13 protein-coding genes are annotated in these 16,493 nt (G+C 41.3%); 4 read left to right on the forward strand and 9 right to left on the reverse strand.

The genetic code is table 11. The features are described 5' to 3' along the window. Positions 1–12 precede the first annotated feature (12 nt). From N480_RS01020 to N480_RS25980, 4 genes are all read left to right on the forward strand, one after another. Complete coding sequence (locus N480_RS01020; RefSeq protein ID WP_063370675.1) at positions 13–2,532, forward strand: flagellar hook-length control protein FliK; 2,520 nt, start codon at positions 13–15, stop codon at positions 2,530–2,532. 2 nt (positions 2,533–2,534) lie between these two features. Then, entirely contained in the window at positions 2,535–2,831 is a 297-nt protein-coding gene (locus N480_RS01025) for an EscU/YscU/HrcU family type III secretion system export apparatus switch protein (RefSeq protein WP_063370676.1), read from the forward strand. Positions 2,832–3,416: 585 nt separating this feature from the next. Continuing rightward, a complete protein-coding gene (locus tag N480_RS25975) occupies positions 3,417–3,542 on the forward strand; it encodes an IS3 family transposase (RefSeq protein ID WP_155732730.1) in 126 nt (41 codons plus the stop codon). 47 nt (positions 3,543–3,589) lie between these two features. After that, positions 3,590–3,808, forward strand: a complete 219-nt coding sequence (locus N480_RS25980; RefSeq protein WP_155732728.1) for an IS3 family transposase — start codon at positions 3,590–3,592, stop codon at positions 3,806–3,808. A gap of 62 nt (positions 3,809–3,870) precedes the next feature. Here N480_RS25980 and N480_RS01035 read toward each other — a convergent pair whose 3' ends face one another. The 9 genes from N480_RS01035 to N480_RS01075 form a co-directional block, all read right to left on the reverse strand. Then, positions 3,871–4,389 (reverse strand): hypothetical protein, encoded by a 519-nt coding sequence (locus N480_RS01035; protein ID WP_063370677.1) that lies wholly within the window; start codon positions 4,387–4,389, stop codon positions 3,871–3,873. Between the two features lie 60 nt (positions 4,390–4,449). Continuing rightward, the gene (locus tag N480_RS01040; RefSeq protein ID WP_063370678.1) at positions 4,450–9,138 is read right to left on the reverse strand and encodes an RHS repeat domain-containing protein; all 4,689 of its coding nucleotides are present in this window, start codon (positions 9,136–9,138) and stop codon (positions 4,450–4,452) included. A gap of 7 nt (positions 9,139–9,145) precedes the next feature. After that, complete coding sequence (locus N480_RS01045) at positions 9,146–9,595, reverse strand: hypothetical protein (protein ID WP_063370679.1); 450 nt, start codon at positions 9,593–9,595, stop codon at positions 9,146–9,148. A gap of 784 nt (positions 9,596–10,379) precedes the next feature. Then, positions 10,380–10,811 carry a DUF2802 domain-containing protein gene (locus N480_RS01050; RefSeq protein ID WP_419554932.1) on the reverse strand — a complete coding sequence of 144 codons (432 nt, stop codon included), beginning with the start codon at positions 10,809–10,811 and terminating at the stop codon, positions 10,380–10,382. After that, positions 10,812–11,309, reverse strand: coding sequence for a chemotaxis protein CheW (locus tag N480_RS01055; protein ID WP_023401824.1), 498 nt, complete (start codon positions 11,307–11,309; stop codon positions 10,812–10,814). A 24-nt stretch (positions 11,310–11,333) separates the two neighbouring features. Beyond that, positions 11,334–12,131, reverse strand: coding sequence for a chemotaxis protein CheW (locus tag N480_RS01060; protein ID WP_063370681.1), 798 nt, complete (start codon positions 12,129–12,131; stop codon positions 11,334–11,336). Further along, entirely contained in the window at positions 12,124–12,909 is a 786-nt protein-coding gene (locus N480_RS01065) for a ParA family protein (RefSeq protein ID WP_063370682.1), read from the reverse strand. The genes N480_RS01060 and N480_RS01065 overlap by 8 nt, the downstream gene beginning before the upstream one ends. Positions 12,910–12,970: 61 nt before the next feature. Next, positions 12,971–14,134, reverse strand: coding sequence for a protein-glutamate methylesterase/protein-glutamine glutaminase (locus N480_RS01070; protein ID WP_063370683.1), 1,164 nt, complete (start codon positions 14,132–14,134; stop codon positions 12,971–12,973). Between the two features lie 83 nt (positions 14,135–14,217). After that, the gene (locus N480_RS01075; protein ID WP_063370684.1) at positions 14,218–16,479 is read right to left on the reverse strand and encodes a chemotaxis protein CheA; all 2,262 of its coding nucleotides are present in this window, start codon (positions 16,477–16,479) and stop codon (positions 14,218–14,220) included. Positions 16,480–16,493: the final 14 nt, after the last annotated feature.

Here is a 16,493-nt window from a genome sequence, read left to right on the forward strand (position 1 = left end):
TGATTTAGAATAATGAATAAGCAAACTATCCCTGTACAAAGTCAGGCAAATGTGTCAACAACAACGTTTTCTTCACAAGATAGCAACACTCAAACTATTTTGGAAGCAGACAAAACGTTTTTAGCACGTAATGTTGTCATCAAGCCCGACTCGATTCAGATGGAAGTGGCACTAGAGGGTCGCTGGCAACCTATCCGCTTGAGTAGTCAAGCAAACCTAGAACAACCGCTAAAGTTAGCTGAGGCGCAACTAAGGTTGGACTCATCCGGTACGGTACTTACATTGTCTACACCAGAAGCAAAACTCACGCTAAATTCAGCACAATCGCTATTGAGCTTGTTAAGTTTACTTAAAGGGTTTGGGGATCATAGCGCGCTGCAAACAGAAGCTCAGATAAAGCCACCTGCAAATACCCAATTGGCATTGCCTAAACTCGGTATCAATATGCCACTCCCTTCGGGCATCGGGGCTTTATTACAGCAAGAAGAAAAACTAGTGGCAAGCCTGAGTAGTAAGGGCGACAAAGTGCTGATGCGGCTGTTTAATATGTTTGGAGATAAGCTTCACCAGATGCCTGTTGCAAAAAAGGCAATTACACAACTTGTGGCTCAGCTTAGCCAACAAACTTCAAACCATATTCAACTGTCATCGCAAAAAGGGATATTAAAGTTAGGCCATCATCAACATCAATTGGCCCAGTTGCAATCCAACACCCCAACTCAATTGTCCCAATTACAAAAGCAAGTTTGGCACCCGGTAAAAATCAGTAATAAGCAAGATACTATAGAAGTTGCCATCGCCACTAAGACCACTACAATCAAATTAGCAACGTCAATAAAAAGCATGCTACCTAAACTGGATACTCAATCCTTCAAGGCGCAACTTGAACAGGCAATCAAGCCTCAAGCAGAACCGACTTTAAAATATAACAAGCCGTTGTTTAATGTCTCTTTAGCCGATATCAAACAAACAGTGAAAAATGCCCTACAAGCCATTGCACAAAAACCATTTTTTAGCCGTGTTGATATTTCCTCTGCACAACAAAAGCCGGGGCCGAGCAATCAGCAAATTCCTGATATACAGCCAAATAAAGTTAACTATTTGCATCTGCCACTCATAGCAAAAGCGGCAATTCGTCCTGCAGGTTCACCATTAATGACCCTCACTCAAGGGATACAGCATAACTTTGCGCCAGCACAAGCCCCCACAAAACCCTCTCATGCCCAAACTTCTCCGCCTGAAGGACATAGAGGGGCCGTGAAACCTGACCCTAGCCCAGCCCTTGCGAGTACCAAGAGCGTACCGCAGGCGCAGACCAAGCACGCCGAGAACCAACCAAAAGCAACAATTTCCTTGCAACTAAATAGCTTGTCAGAATCTAAAGCAAAGCCTGCTTTTGAGGCGCGATTGGCATTATTGCAGCAGGTTATGGCAGCAGCGCTACCTAAGGACGTAAAGCCTTTTGCCGCTGAGCAACTCAATCTTGTCAAAAATAAGGTTGTTGAGCATGCTGTTCAGAAAAACGTTATTGTAGGACCTGTAAAAGAGGTAACTCAGCAGGAATCCTCCGAAGGTAAACCTCTGGCCCCTGCTGCGCTACCTTTGGCACATATCCTGAGTAAACCGTTACGTGCCGCAGCTTTGGCTCAAGTACCGACTGACCAATCACAAGACGCCCAATTATTGAGCGAAAAAATTACTGAAAAGCAATCATTTAAGAGCCCACAGTCCGCAGATTTAACGCGCCTTGTTCACCAAGCCTTTTCTCGATTGATTGATGAGAATAAGTCAAATGCTCAGGAAGTAAGCCAAGATTTGTTTGCGCGCTTGCCTAGTATTGCCACTCCAATTAATACCAGCGTACCTGTCAGCAGTTTTACGCAAGCGGTAGATAAACTACTCGTAACCTTACTTGGCACTCAATTAATGGCACAAGCAGATATGCAGCGACCGAAAGATGTTAGCCAAGAACAGCGTGTAGCCAGTATGGTAGAAACCTTATTCCCAGGTAACAAATTACACCAGCCTAAACAATTTATACAGGCAGTAAACTTATCGGCACAGCAAAACTTATTGGATGACCTTAACTTCATTCAAAACTCTATGGCCGCAACAAATCAAACACAGGCCTTAGGGCAAAAGTTTGATAGTGAGAGCCAACTGTTAATCAGTTTATTTTTACCAATGAAGGTGCCTCCTGAATGCCGGCAAAGTGAACTACAAATTGGTCAATATAAAAAACCTGCCAAAGCAGGCATGCCTGAAAAGCAAGTTTGGTTTGTTAGGCTCAATTTTGATTACGAAGCACTTGGACAACTCAGCGTACAAGCAGAGCTTATGGATAAAGCAGTAGACTGCGAGATTGTCGGAAACAGTACAGGCGTTTGCCAATTGGCTGAGCCACACTTAGACGCATTACGCAGCAAACTGGCTGCACACGGGCTGCAAGTTGGTGAGATTGAACTTAAAGAAGATGCACTGCAAGTGAAGCAGTTTTATGATAAGCATGCCATTGTGAATATAAAGGTGTAGTTATGGAACAGAAAACCGCCGTTGGTTTATTGTATGAAGCCGGAAAGTCCCCTGAAGTGGTTTGTAAGGGGTTTGGAGAGCTAGCTGAAGAAATCATCTCATTGGCAAAAGAAAAGGACATCATGATCCATGAAGATGCAGCACTAGTTAAAACGTTAGGCCAGTTGGATTTACATGAAGAAATCCCCAAAGAGCTCTACTATGTAATCGCAGAGCTTATTGCCTTTTCTTATGTTTTACGTGGTAAATTCCCACCTGGGTGGAAAAACTTTCAGGGCAAATTAAATATCAAAGCATAGGCTCGCAGTATCAAAATAGTTCCGTAGAAGGGTTTTCGTATAGCGATTCAATTAGACTTTAGAGTAACAACGACGGTTCGTCGAAAATAAAACTTTAAGAGCTGCTCAGCCAGAAAGAAGCCCGCTACAAATGGAGTGACCCCCAATAGTTGGACTCTCTAATTATTGGGGTCTTTTTATGTCTAAATACATTAAAAAGTTCAAACTAGAAGTTGCAACGTAAGCCAACACTCAAGGTTCGCGCTCACTTTCTAGGCAATTTAATGCCAGTTCACGGCAAATACGATATTGGTGTTTAGTTTATCGCCTTCATAGCGAACACGCTTTTTCGTATAAGCAAAAGCCTTATACAAATGAAGACAGAAAAAGAATTAAGAGAAGAACTTGAGTACCTTAGAGCGGAGAATGTGGCTCTAAAAAAGTGGAATGCCTTGGCTCAGGAAAAACAAACAACGAAATAGCAAAAGTAGTGCGTGAGCTTAAGGCTAAATTTAAATTATCCCATTTACTCGAGGCCAGTGGACTGCCTAAAAGTGTTTACTATTTCCATCGTAGTAAAGGCGATACCCAGAGCAATATGATGCGATAACAAAGCAAATTAAGTCTATATTCCATGCCCACAAAGGGCGATATGGTTATAGTCGCATAACATCTACATTGCGCAGTGCAGGCACGTTAATTAACCATAAAACTGTTCAACGTTTAATGTAGCAATTGTCGCTGCAATCAGTAGTGAGGCCAAAGCGCTATAAGTCTGCATGTCTCGAAAAGGAAGCTGCCTAGATAGCGCCGTAGCTGAAAATTTCTTTGGCATATTGAAAACGGAAATGTATCACGGTTATGAGTATAAAAGTGTTACCAAGCAGGTAAATGCCATAAAAGAATATATAGAATACTACAATCACAAACAAATTAAGCTGAAACTAAAACGCCTGAGTCCGATAGCGTATCGAAATCAGGCCTTGGTAGCCGCTTAGGAATGAGTCCAACTTTATGGGGTCACTTCAGAATACGAGGCTTTAGATTCAAAAAAGAGCATTTACCTATAAAAACTCAACGACTTCTTAAAATCGTAAAATTTAAACAACCCTGCGATGATAAAAACTATTGCGATTAGATTGAAAATGAGTTTGGTATCGTTTTTAGCACTCTTCACATCTTCAATACTAATTATTTGTTTATCATTTATTTTTAGACCAAAAATGGTAAGGCAATATGTGTCACTTATGCTTGGATCGTTTAAATTAATTTTGACTTCTACACGTGTATCTGCTTCTTTCATGAGGTGAGCAGATAGCTCTTCAATATCAATCCATGCTTTATCACACAACGGAGAAGATTCGCCACCAGAGGATACAAATACGACACCATTTTCCTGTTTGTTTAAGAATAAATTGCCTGCTCTGTAAGAAAGTGTAGTTTCATTTGGCAAAGGTGTATATGGAACAAACATTCCTGTCAGAACTACAATTCCCATCAATAAGAAAAATACAGAGCTAATCAAACTAAAGTACTTATTTTGCCTAGCTCTAATTTCCACAAGTTCTTTACTCATCATTAATTCCCCCAATAAAATGCAGGTTTAGGCCGAGACTTAATGATCTCGGCTAGGATGTTATTACTTATCTTGCTTTTTTAGTTCTTCAGGTGGTTGCTGGCTTTCAGTTGCTACTGCATTACCGATCGCATCTGTCATTGTTGATGCAACCGTACCAGCGACTGCCCCAGCGGTAGCTGCAATGGCCCCACCGACAGCACCACTAAAAGCCCCCTTTGATGAAGCGTCAATAAGCCCTTTCTTTGTAGGGAGTTTATCATTGGCTAGATTACCAGCAGTTTCACCCGCAGCACCTGCGACGGCCCCAGATGTAGTGCTCCCGGCGATTGTCTTTGCACTCTGAGTTGCCGTTGCATTTAGTGCTTTGCCAACGGTAGCTTTAACTGATGTAGTCGCAACTGTGCCACCGATGCCTCCAGTTAACATCCCCACGCCACCACCAACAAGAGTCGCTGCGACTAAACTTTTCCCAGATAGACCTCCTTTTTTAGCCGCACTGTAGGAACTAATCGCTCCAACAAAAAAACCAATAGCTTGAATTAGCATTTCGCCATCAGGATCAGTGTATTTGTATGGATTATTGTTAACGTAAGCATACCTATTAAAGCCTTGTACAGGGTTGCCTCTCTGTAAATGTCCCGCATAATCAACCGGATCATTCGAATAAAAACGCCCGATAACTGGATCATAGTATCGCGCCTGCATATAGTTTAAGCCTAGACTCTCATCATACTCATGGCCCGTATACCCAATAGTATCTCTAGCCCCTTCAATGCTTTCACCGAAAGGTCGATAATGTTGCTTACTCTTAGCTAAAGAAACAGTCGGCACGTTACCGTACTTGGCAACCAACTTACTGCCTAAATAAATATAGTTAATACCATTGCCAGTCAGCGCACCTGTTTGGTTGAATAAGAGTCGGCCGCTTTTATTAAAGATGCTATATTCGGTCTTACCACTTTCTACTTTTTTGACTCTACGATTAAAACCATCATATAAATAATTATTGCCATTCGCCGTTGTTACTTGGTTGGCATCATTAAAGCTTAATGAATACTTCCCGTTATTTGTAATATTACCTCTACTATCATAACTAATACTGCCATATTTACCATTTACCCCTGAAACAGAAGTGAGTCGGTTATTATCTGCATTGTAGGTATATATAAGATTTCTATTTTTACTTGAATAATTTATCACATTACCAAGCACATCATAATCAACAACACTACTACCGATTTTACTACCACCCGTTACTTTGGTGAGCCTATCCACACCGTCGTATTGCATATTTGTTATAGAGTAACCTGTGTCAACACCATTTATTATAGACTTAACGTTACCATTATTATCAAAGCTATATGTTAAATCCAGCGCACTAACACCGGTTTTTAAATCAGTTATCTTTTTAGGTAAATTACTGTCTGTGTACAGCTCCAGGTTATGCTTTACACCATTACCAAACTCATAGCTCTTGGCCATACCGTTGGGGTAATAATTTACATTTTTAATAAAGCTCTGTTGCAGTATGTTGTCACTATTATAAGCTGCAATTGACCGTGCTTCGCCGTATGCGTTTGGCGTATACTTAACTTTTGAGCCATCTGGATAAGTAATAGCATAAATATGTGCCGCAGCATCATAATCATATTGCAGTGAGATAGGTGCCTGATCAGAGATTGTTATAATCTCAGTTTCCAATAAGTTTTTGTTATTATATGTATAAATTTGAGTAACATTAGACTTAATGAGCGCGGTTAAATTACCATTATTATCATACTCCCGCTCTAAATCTAAAGCCGTTCCTGAGTAGTTAGTCTTGTGTAGTAAACCTAAATTATTATAAGTAAAGTATATACTTCCAGTGGGAGCAGATGTTAAGCATGCATTATAGCTAGTGCCTTCTTTTTTCCATGTCAATTGGCCTAATGCATTGTACTTCATGACGGTGTTACCAACATCAGCTCGCTTTACTAAGCACAGTTGCTTGTTTGAGTCATATATGCGAGTTTCAGTTTGTTTTAAAGCTTTGTTTGCAGAGCTTGCAGAGTACACGTTGTTTGGGTCAACGACACGTGGGTCATGACAACCTAGCGGATCTATTATGTCGCAAATGGGTGGATCTGGCTCAACTCCACCATCGTCACCACCACCATCGTCACCACCACCATCGTCACCACCACCATCGTCACCACCACCATCGCCACCTCCGGTTCCCCCACCTGAGTTTGTTGGCGCTTCATTAGATTGAGTAATAGATTTAATAAAACCACCAACGTCTCTTTGTATAGTTGTTAAAATCGACTCAGGTGAAACAATTCGTATAACACTCTTATAATTTGGAGCTTGATAGCTTTGAAAAGTTTTTGTCTTTTTATTACCTTTACCATCTGTCTCTTCCATTCTATGGCCAGACAAATAGCGGTAGTAAATGGTTCCCAACCCAGATTGTTCAGTTCTGATGGGACGATTTAAAAAGTCATAATGATAACTTGTACCAATCGTTTCAGTTTGACTGTCACTCATTATTGACTCAAAAGACAATCGCCCAAATTTATCATAGCTAAAGACTTTATAACGTGTATTGTTGAGCGCTGTAGAATATTTTAAATCTCTATACTTTTGCAGAATAATTTGACCATTGGCATTGTATGTCTCTTCGATTTGTAACTCTGAATTTGCCGCACAACCTGACATTGAGGCGTTTAACGTACAATGCGTTATTGTTTTCTTATTATTTACATCGTCCCAACTATAATAGGTCCCTAGCCATGCGTGTCCAAAACTCGTATCATTTTCTGTCTTCTCAGCAACCAGCCTCCCTAATTTGTCATATTTGTATTGCGACTTAGTACCTTTTTTATCGGTATTCTCTAAAATATTTCCAAATGAATCTGCCAGTTTAACCTCTTGGACAGTATTATCAGAAGCTGCTTTGTAAGAAGTTATAGTTCTTGGTATGTTCGCCTTATAATCTGCACTATAAGTAGTTGTTATTTTACCACTACCTGATAAACGGTAATGATTCAGCGTTTTACTTTTTAATGCTCCCTTTGAGCTGCCAGCTGCATGATATGAATAACTCTCTTTGAGCTGTCCAAAGCTGTACTTATGTTTAATATCTAGCGTATTTGGGTCAAGAGTAAGTTGAGTCTCTGCAATATAACCACTATCACTGCTCGAATACTCCTTTTTATTCAGATTATTTATTATCCAGTTAGTTTTATTGTGAGAGTACGAATTCTTCGTATATTTGGTAGAACCAGAAAAAACCTGTGAATCGATTCGATTTGGCGGCAAAATTGAAGAGCTTGAAAAGATTTCTTTATACTTTGTTATGCCGCTATACGTACCATATGTCAAATAGTCAGTAAAGAACGTATCGTAACCATCGTTTACCTTGTAGCTCGTATATTGTTTTGACTTACGCACACTTGTACAACTAGTTGGCGTAACCGTAAAGTATGGACCTATTAGTTGCTTATAACACCCACTACTACCAAGGTAATAGTGCTCCCATTGAGTTTCATTTTTTGCGAGTAACTCGCCCTCTTCCCACCGCTTATTATGGACCCAACCTACATTTAAATAAGGCCCTTTATAAATTTCTTGCTTGTAAATACGAGCGCCATAGTCTGCAGGAGAATGTATATAGTTGACTTTAGTCAAAGCGTGCATATTGTCATCTACATCATACTCATAAGAGATTGACTTATGACCACGAAAGCCTGGATAATTTAGTTCTGGTGAAGTTAATGTATATTGAAAACGTCTTTCTTGAATATTTGGCCCAGTAATCTTTTTAGAGCTTACAGTGAGGCTGTTTCTACTTCCCTCCCAGTAGCCCTGATATGTATACTCAACTTTCAGGTCAGAAGGAAAAGTAATACTGGCGATTGAGGTTAAAGCACCGCTAAAAGCACCGGTATGGGTAAACGAGGTAACTCGCTGTTCTGCGTCAACAACTGAAGTTATTTCACCCTTAGAATTAAAATTGAATGTCGTGGCGTAAATTTCATTATTATCATCAACAATCAATTGTTTAGTTTGAGAACTATTAACTTCTCTTACTTGAACTCCGTTAAAGTTAATATGCTGTTGAGTTAAATCAATTTTTAAACCATATTTATCTTCTATAGAGGTGGGACTCCAAGAATATTGTTTGTTCTGTCCTGTTTTCTTACTTCCAAATTTGACTTTTGTTCCATCAGAAAAAACAATCACAGGTTTGGATGACTCACATTTTAATACGGTGTGATCTTCGAAGAGTGCTAATGTGCCTGTAGGCATATTATTGCTATTAAACCCTAGAGGTTTCGACTTTTGTGGTAAACCTAAACCGAGTTGATTGAATTCAAGACCTGATAAACTACCTAAACATCCAATGGTTTTTGTCTCTCTGCCATTACCAGTAAATGCGCTTCCAGTTAATGACATCCTAAGCCTGTGGCCATTAAACTCTCTAAAGATGTTTACAGCGCCACCTTGAAAGCCTTTCACTTCATACCCAACGGAAAGAGAGCTTCCATTGGCTGCAGGGATCGTTTTGATGTTGAATGAGTGAGTTAACTTTAAATCCTGAATACTTATATTTTCAGATGGCAAATCACTGTAGTAACTTTTAAATACAGAAGAAAAATCACTGCTGTCCTCGCTATTGCCATTATCAGGTAAGTGACCTGTATCCGCTACCACCGAACTTGAAACGACTAAAAAGGCTAACGAACTAACTGTCTTTATTATTTTCATAACTTTACTACTCTTGAGTCTCTGCTACTGGGCTGCCTAATAAATCGGTATGAATAAAAGCCACTTTTTTTCTAGGAGCGAAGCTAATTGAAGCTTGGCCAGTGTTTTCACATGTATTCATGTTGCAGGCAATAACTCTGAACTCATAATTACCATTCAGCTTACTAAGAAGAAACTTATTCTCATTCACAATAAATAAGTCAACCCACTGACCTTGACTATTTAAAACTTGAATTTGGTACTTGCTGGCATGTTCGATATCTGCCCAAGTCACGTAACTCTCACCAGACACAATATTCGTGTTGAAATTCGTAGCTGGAGGAAAAGAAACCGAAGGTATGAATGGAATAACAAAAAATATGCCTCCATTTGAAATGGGTATCCATGTGGTTTGCGCTTTCACTGTTAAGGGAAAGCTAAGAAGAAACGTCAATAGCGTTACTATGCTTTTTTTCATTTACAAGCTCCATACAGAAAAATGCAAATATACAACAAAGCAGGGGAATTAAACTACCTTATTAACAATTTGGCATTCAATAAAATAATTCTTGTAAACAAGTTGCTTATAAATAGAAATGTTATTTCGACTTTTGACCGACCCAGACGCTCAATATGCCCTATGGGCAATATTGCCACTTTTGTCGCTATACAGAGTAAAACATGCTCATTCATTGTATGAATTACTGTATTTCCGCGTACTGGTAATTACAGCGCGACTTGTAAACCTATCAACCATATGCTGATCGTAAGTTAATTTTAAGCGACACGCTCCCGTTTAAACCTAGGAGCACTCCCGACAACCAGGCTCTTTCTTTCATTGTTCCGAATCAAACTAATGCATTAAACACATCAATCTATAAGTATTTAACCCGATATTGCGTGTCGTTCAGCCAATTTTTCAACGTCTTAGACAAAGTAAATCATCTAATACTTAACTACCAAACACATTAATCATTGATAGATTGTGCTAACAATATCAGTCTATCAGACATCTTGTGTTAGGTGTGGCTTACATTGAATCCCCCCGCTAGCCGGTTGGATGTGCTCTTGCCTTAAACGATTAAACCTCGCTATCCGCAAAGCTCAAGAAAGCTAAGTAGAAGCCTTATTGAGTATATCTATCAACTATTTTAACCGGATGTTAGTGGTTAATATGAGATTCTTTTAGAGGGGCTTACTCTCGTCCTACTAGGCGTGAAACTCTGAGGAGTCATTTGAAAAAAGGTGCACTTGGCACCTTTTTATTGTGATTTGTTGTGCAGAGACATGAGCAATTCAGCTTCTGCTCTTGGCAGTTCACATTCTCTCATAATCTCTTCGAGGTCAGCGCCTAACTCCACCATTTTAACGGCTCTGGAGTATATTTTAGCGTCCGGGTCATCGTATTTTTGAGCCGCTTGTTGCTGAGCAAGCTCTTTAGCGAACCCCTCACAAGCAACCAGTCGTTTACCAATACTCAAGACGCTGGCTCTCACTTCAGCAATTTCACTTCTTAGAATGCTGATTTGCTCAGCATCATTTTGTGTTTGCTTTTGTAGCCTTGCACAGTGCTGTTGATTTTGTTGTATACGCTTGCTAAAAACAAACAAAAGCCCCAAGCACACAATACTGATAAAACTTGAGGCAATGACTAGTACGATTAAAACATCGTCTAAAGTTACTGCAGCCACGATTTAAAGATGACTCAGCTCATCCCACTCATCGTCGCTGAGTAGTTTGTTCAAATCCACCAAGATTAGTAGCTCACCTTCTCGGTTAGATACACCTTGGATAAACTTAGCACTTTCTTCTGTGCCGATATTTGGTGCGCTGTCAATTTCTGAGCTGCGTAAATAAACAACTTCAGCAACACTATCAACTAGAATACCAATAACCTGCTTTTCAGCTTCAATGATGACTATTCTAGAGTTATCTGTTACTTCTGCGCTCATCAAGCCAAACCTTGCACGCGTATCAATGACAGTAACAACGTTACCACGCAAGTTGATAATACCCAGCACATAGCTAGGCGCACCTGGTACTGGCGCGATTTCAGTGTAACGAAGCACCTCCTGCACTTGCATCACATTGATACCGTAAGTTTCTTCCTCTAGTTTGTATGTCACCCACTGTAGGACTTCATCATTACTATCGGCATTTTTATCTGCAGAAAGTATTCTTTCTTGACTCATGATTAAACTCCAGATTGATGCTAGTTACTGCTCTCGGCTATCGAGGCCTTGCTCTAGCAACCTATTTAAATTCTCTACGTCAATAAGCGCACACATTTTCTCTTTAATCACGCCCGCAAGCCATGGGCGCTTTCCACATGCTGTTCGCCATTTGACGTCGTCAGCAGTCAGTGTGATATTGTTTACCAGTTTTTCAGCCAACAGCCCCCAAGGGCTATCTCCCAGCATAATCAGATACTGATAATTTAGCTGTTCCTCAAGCTCAGGTGTGTACTTTTCAGGCATAACCCATCGAGCCGTATCCACCACATTAAGCTTTTCTTCTCTGTTGAGCATCACCCCTTTAAACCATTTTGGCTTACCAAATAATTGGTTTACTTCCGTCAATTGATGAATACCACCAAGAGACTGTAACGGGACAGCGAGTGTTAGCCCCGCTACCTCAAAGAACAATGCTTGGAACTCACCCTCAATGAAAGCATCCTTCGCAGCGCTTAATGTTGGGGCTTGTTCTTTGATAATAGTTGTATTTTCAGTTATCTCAAGCTCTTGGGCTGGTGCCACAGTAGATTCTTGTAGATCTTTTACAACAGGCTTAACTTCAGGCTCAACTTTCTCTTTTATTTGAACTTCTGTTTTTGCTTCAGCTTGCTCAATAATTTTGACTTCAGGCGCTGTTTGCACCTGTTTTTGCGCATCCGGCACTGACTCAAGCAACCTAGCAACGGGTGCAAGCGCAACATCCTGTTCGTCCTCTTCTTGTAACAAGGCGCCTAGATATTGTTTCATCACTTGTTCGTTTGCAAACAGGTGCTTACTCATTATTACCTCTTTCCAGTTCACCAATATGCTCTAACAACGCCTTATACGCATATACCCCGCGAGACTTGGGACAAAACTGTATCGGCACCTGCTGAGCCAAACTTGCATCTCTAAATTTGGTGTCTACTGGGATCACTCCGGGCCACACTTTGTCTTTGTATGATTCTACAAGAGACTTATATGCTTCTAAAGATGCCTTGGTACGCTTATCGTACATTGTTGGCACTATAGTATATTGATATTGCTTAGAATGCGAACTTTGCATTAATGTCATCGTCCGCATCATCCTGTCTAACCCTTTGAGTGCCAAAAACTCGGTTTGCACAGGGATCAAAATACGCTCGCTCGCCGCCAAAGCATTGACCATCAAAACCCCCAGAACAGGGGGACAATCTAAAATCGCGTAATCATAATAATCACTGATTTTTGCCAGCGCTTTTTTCAAAACAAGGCCCATGCCAGAACGATTACCCATACTCCTATCCAGAGTGGCAATAGCCATTGTCGCAGGCAGAATATCCAAGTTTTCTACCGTCGATGGACATAAAGCTTGTAGTATTTCCTCACTCGCCATATTTGAGCCGCGTATAAAGATATCATACACACTCACTTCTAGGTCTTCAGAGTCAATACCAAAGTAATATGTCAAAGAGGCATGGGGGTCGGTATCTATTAATAATACCTTCTTGCCTTGTGCAGCCAAAATACCACCAAGACTTACCGTTGTGGTCGTTTTCCCCACACCACCTTTTTGATTAGCAACCGTCCAAATTTTCACTTTATTATTTTATTCCTTTGTGACTTTTCATGGCTAAGCTGTATTTAACAATCAGTATAACTTAAGCAATACCCAACTCTTTGTTGATACGCAACGCTACGTCCTGTAGAGCCAAACTCTCAGATGACAAACCAGCGGCTGCAACCGCTTGAGGCATGCCGTAAACGACACAGGTTTTTTCATCTTGCGCCCATATCGTAGCGCCAACTTGTTTCAACATCCTCGCACCATCTCTGCCATCAGCGCCCATGCCTGTTAAAACGATTGCCAATACATCACCAGAATAGGCTTTAGCAGTACTTGCAAAAGTTACGTCGACGCAAGGTTTATAAGTAATTCGAGGGCTATCGTCTTCGAACACTTTTAATGTTTTAGCGCCACCACGCGATTCAACCATCATTTGCTTACCGCCTGGCGCTAAATAGGCAACACCTGGCATTAATCTGTCACCCTGTTCAGCTTCCTTCACTTTAATTTTGCACAGACTGTTAAGCCTTTGCGCAAAAGCAGGAGTGAAAGCTGCCGGCATATGCTGAATTAATAGAATGGGGTGTGGAAAGTTAGCTGGCAATTGCGTCAAAATCGTTTGCAATGCCACCGGACCACCAGTAGAGGTACCAATTGCAACTACTTGATATGACTTTCCAGAAGCCTTAAAGCTTCGTTGAGGAGTAGTTTCTGGTGCCGCTTTTTGGAAGCTTCTATCTGGTTGTGCGACTGAAGGGCTTGTACGAGTGCTGCTAGCAGGTTTTGGTGCAAAGCTTGATGTGCTGCTCGACGTTGTCGCCGGTTTTGATGGAGAAATTGGTCTGGTGAATCGACTTACACGCTTACGACCGATTTCTTTAACTTTGTTTTGCAGTGCACGTATAGCTTCTTCACTGTTTCTTGCGATATCTTCAAACTTTTTGGGTAAAAAGTCTACCGCACCTGCGTCTAGGGCATCTAATGTTGCACTTGCACCTTCTCTTGTTAATGAAGAAAACATTAAGATAGGCGTTGGATTGCTTTGCATTATTTTTTTAACAGCGCTAATGCCGTCTAACACAGGCATCTCAACATCCATTGTAATTACGTCTGGTCGTAGCTTGCTCGCCTTTTCTACAGCTTCTTGGCCATTGACTGCAAAATCAATTACCTCAATTCCAGTATCTTTTTCTAGTATTTCACTTACACGACGACGGAAAAAACTTGAGTCGTCAACTACTAATACTTTAACTGCCATTGGCATCGCTCTTTTTTATGTTACAGATCCGAAAAGTGGTGCACACGGCACCACTTTTCGGTGATGGCAAATAGTATCTAAAACTACTTGCCCGCGTAATGCTTCAACATACTTGGTACATCCAGAATCAGGGCTATGCCACCATCAGATGTAATCGTTGCACCTGCCATACCTGGAGTACCTTGAAGAAGTGAGTCCAGAGGTTTTATCACAACCTCTTCCTGACCGATTAACGAGTCCACTACAAAGCCGACTTGCTGAGTACCTATCTGTACTATTACTACGTGACCTTCTGCTTTTTTCTGGTTTATATCAGTACCTTTGACTAACCAATGTTCCAGATAAAACAACGGAATAGCTTTTTCCCTAACAATAATAGTCAATTGCCCATCAACCACATTGGTTTTGGTCAAATCTAAGTGGAAGATTTCGCTTACACCTGCCAATGGTAAAGCAAATGTTTGCTCGCCAACCATAACCATCAATGTTGGTAAGATAGCTAACGTAAGTGGTACTTTGATTTCTAATATAGTGCCCACACCCAGTTCAGACTGAATGTTTACTTGACCATTGAGTTGGGTAATTTTTGTCTTAACAACATCCATACCTACGCCGCGGCCAGAGATATCAGAAATCTGTTCTTTAGTAGAAAAGCCTGGCGCGAAAATTAAATTGTAAGCTTCGGTGTCAGATAATCGACTTGCTTGGTCTGAATCAATTACACCCTTGCTAATCGCAATTTTCTTCAGCTTTTCAGGGTCCATTCCTGCACCATCATCTCTGATGGTTAATAGAATATGGTCACCTTCTTGTGATGCAGAAAGTGTAACTGTACCTGTTCTAGCTTTACCTGCAGCTTCACGCACATCTGGCATTTCGATACCATGGTCAACCGAGTTTCTGACAAGGTGAACGAGTGGATCTGCTAGCGCTTCTACCAAGTTTTTATCTAAATCGGTATCTTCACCCTCAAGAATCAGATTAATATCTTTCTTGAGGCTTCGAGCTAAGTCTCTTACAACGCGAGGGAAACGACCAAACACTTTTTTGATTGGCTGCATCCTCGTCTTCATAACAGCACCCTGAAGATCTGCGGTAACAACATCAAGGTTTGATATCGCTTTGCCCATGGCTTCACTATTGCTGTTATTGGCAAGACTCACTAACCGGTTTCTTACTAAAACAAGCTCACCAACCATGTTCATGATTTGGTCAAGTCGTTTAGTATCAACCCGCACGGTTGTTTCCGCTTGAGCAGCAGGCTTTTTAGGGGCTGCGGCTTTAGGTTCTGATTTAACTGGCTCTGATTTAGCTGGCGCAGGTTTCGCAGCTGGGGCTGGCTTTGCAGCTGCTGCAGGTTTTGGTGCGGGCTTTGGTGTGGCAGGCACTTGTGGCGCTGGCGCAGCAGGCGCTTTAGGTGTCGCACTTTTTTCGCCACCATCTTCCAAGTTTTTGGGAGCTTGGCCCTTGCCATGAAGTTCGTCTAGCAGCGCTTCAAAGTCATCATCATTGATTTCTTCATCGTCATCGCCACCACCCGCAGATGCTGCAGGTGCCGCTGGCGCTGCTGGTTGACTCGTCGTGGCAGGTTGTGCGGGCTCATTGGTACCACCACCAAATTTACCAACACCATGGAGTTCATCTAATAAGCTATCAAACTCATCATCAGTGATATCACCATCATTAGCATTGCTAGGGGTTGCGGGGGCTTCAGCTTGTGGAGCTGCCTGCCCTTCTGGCGTAGGTGCTTTACCAGCGCCATGCAGTTCATCTAACAGGCTTTCAAATTCTTCTTCAGAGATCTCATCGATGCTGTCAGAACTCGCTTTCTCTTCTTGTGCACTATCACTGCTACCATCTAAATCGAAGAAAACGTCATTTTCGACGGGTGCTTCTTGCGGTGCCTCTTCAACAACTGGAGGTGCAGCTGCTTCGATAGGCGCTTCGTCAGCAGACTCTGGCTGACTGAGCTTATGTAAGACATCGAGTAACTCTTGATCTGCAGGCTCAGGCTGTTCGCGATTTTGAATACAGGCGAACATATCGTTTATAGTGTCCAAAGACTGCAGAATGACATCCATTAATTCAGGATTAACTGAGCGCTGTCCTTGCCTTAACACATCAAAAACGTTTTCTGCACCGTGACAAGCGTCAACAAGCTCGTTCATGCCCAGAAAGCCAGCTCCACCTTTAACAGTATGGAACCCTCTGAATATTGCGTTCAGTAAATCTTTGTCATCTGGGTTATTTTCTAATTCAACGAGTTGCTCAGATAACAGTTCGAGTATTTCTCCAGCTTCAACAAGAAAGTCTTGTAAGATATCTTCATCGACTTCAAAGCTCATTATTATACTCTCCT

The sequence above is a fragment of the Pseudoalteromonas luteoviolacea S2607 genome (genome assembly GCF_001625575.1).
In the GTDB taxonomy this organism is placed as follows: Bacteria; Pseudomonadota; Gammaproteobacteria; order Enterobacterales; family Alteromonadaceae; genus Pseudoalteromonas; species Pseudoalteromonas luteoviolacea_E.

Coding starts and splice junctions, on each gene's coding strand:
- N480_RS01060 (WP_063370681.1), bottom strand. CDS start 12,131: ATGAGTAAGCACCTGTTTGCAAACGAACAAGTGATGAAACAATATCTA.
- N480_RS25980 (WP_155732728.1), top strand. CDS start 3,590: ATGTCTCGAAAAGGAAGCTGCCTAGATAGCGCCGTAGCTGAAAATTTC.
- N480_RS01025 (WP_063370676.1), top strand. CDS start 2,535: ATGGAACAGAAAACCGCCGTTGGTTTATTGTATGAAGCCGGAAAGTCC.
- N480_RS01035 (WP_063370677.1), bottom strand. CDS start 4,389: ATGATGAGTAAAGAACTTGTGGAAATTAGAGCTAGGCAAAATAAGTAC.
- N480_RS01045 (WP_063370679.1), bottom strand. CDS start 9,595: ATGAAAAAAAGCATAGTAACGCTATTGACGTTTCTTCTTAGCTTTCCC.
- N480_RS01040 (WP_063370678.1), bottom strand. CDS start 9,138: ATGAAAATAATAAAGACAGTTAGTTCGTTAGCCTTTTTAGTCGTTTCA.
- N480_RS01055 (WP_023401824.1), bottom strand. CDS start 11,309: ATGAGTCAAGAAAGAATACTTTCTGCAGATAAAAATGCCGATAGTAAT.
- N480_RS01020 (WP_063370675.1), top strand. CDS start 13: ATGAATAAGCAAACTATCCCTGTACAAAGTCAGGCAAATGTGTCAACA.
- N480_RS01070 (WP_063370683.1), bottom strand. CDS start 14,134: ATGGCAGTTAAAGTATTAGTAGTTGACGACTCAAGTTTTTTCCGTCGT.
- N480_RS01075 (WP_063370684.1), bottom strand. CDS start 16,479: ATGAGCTTTGAAGTCGATGAAGATATCTTACAAGACTTTCTTGTTGAA.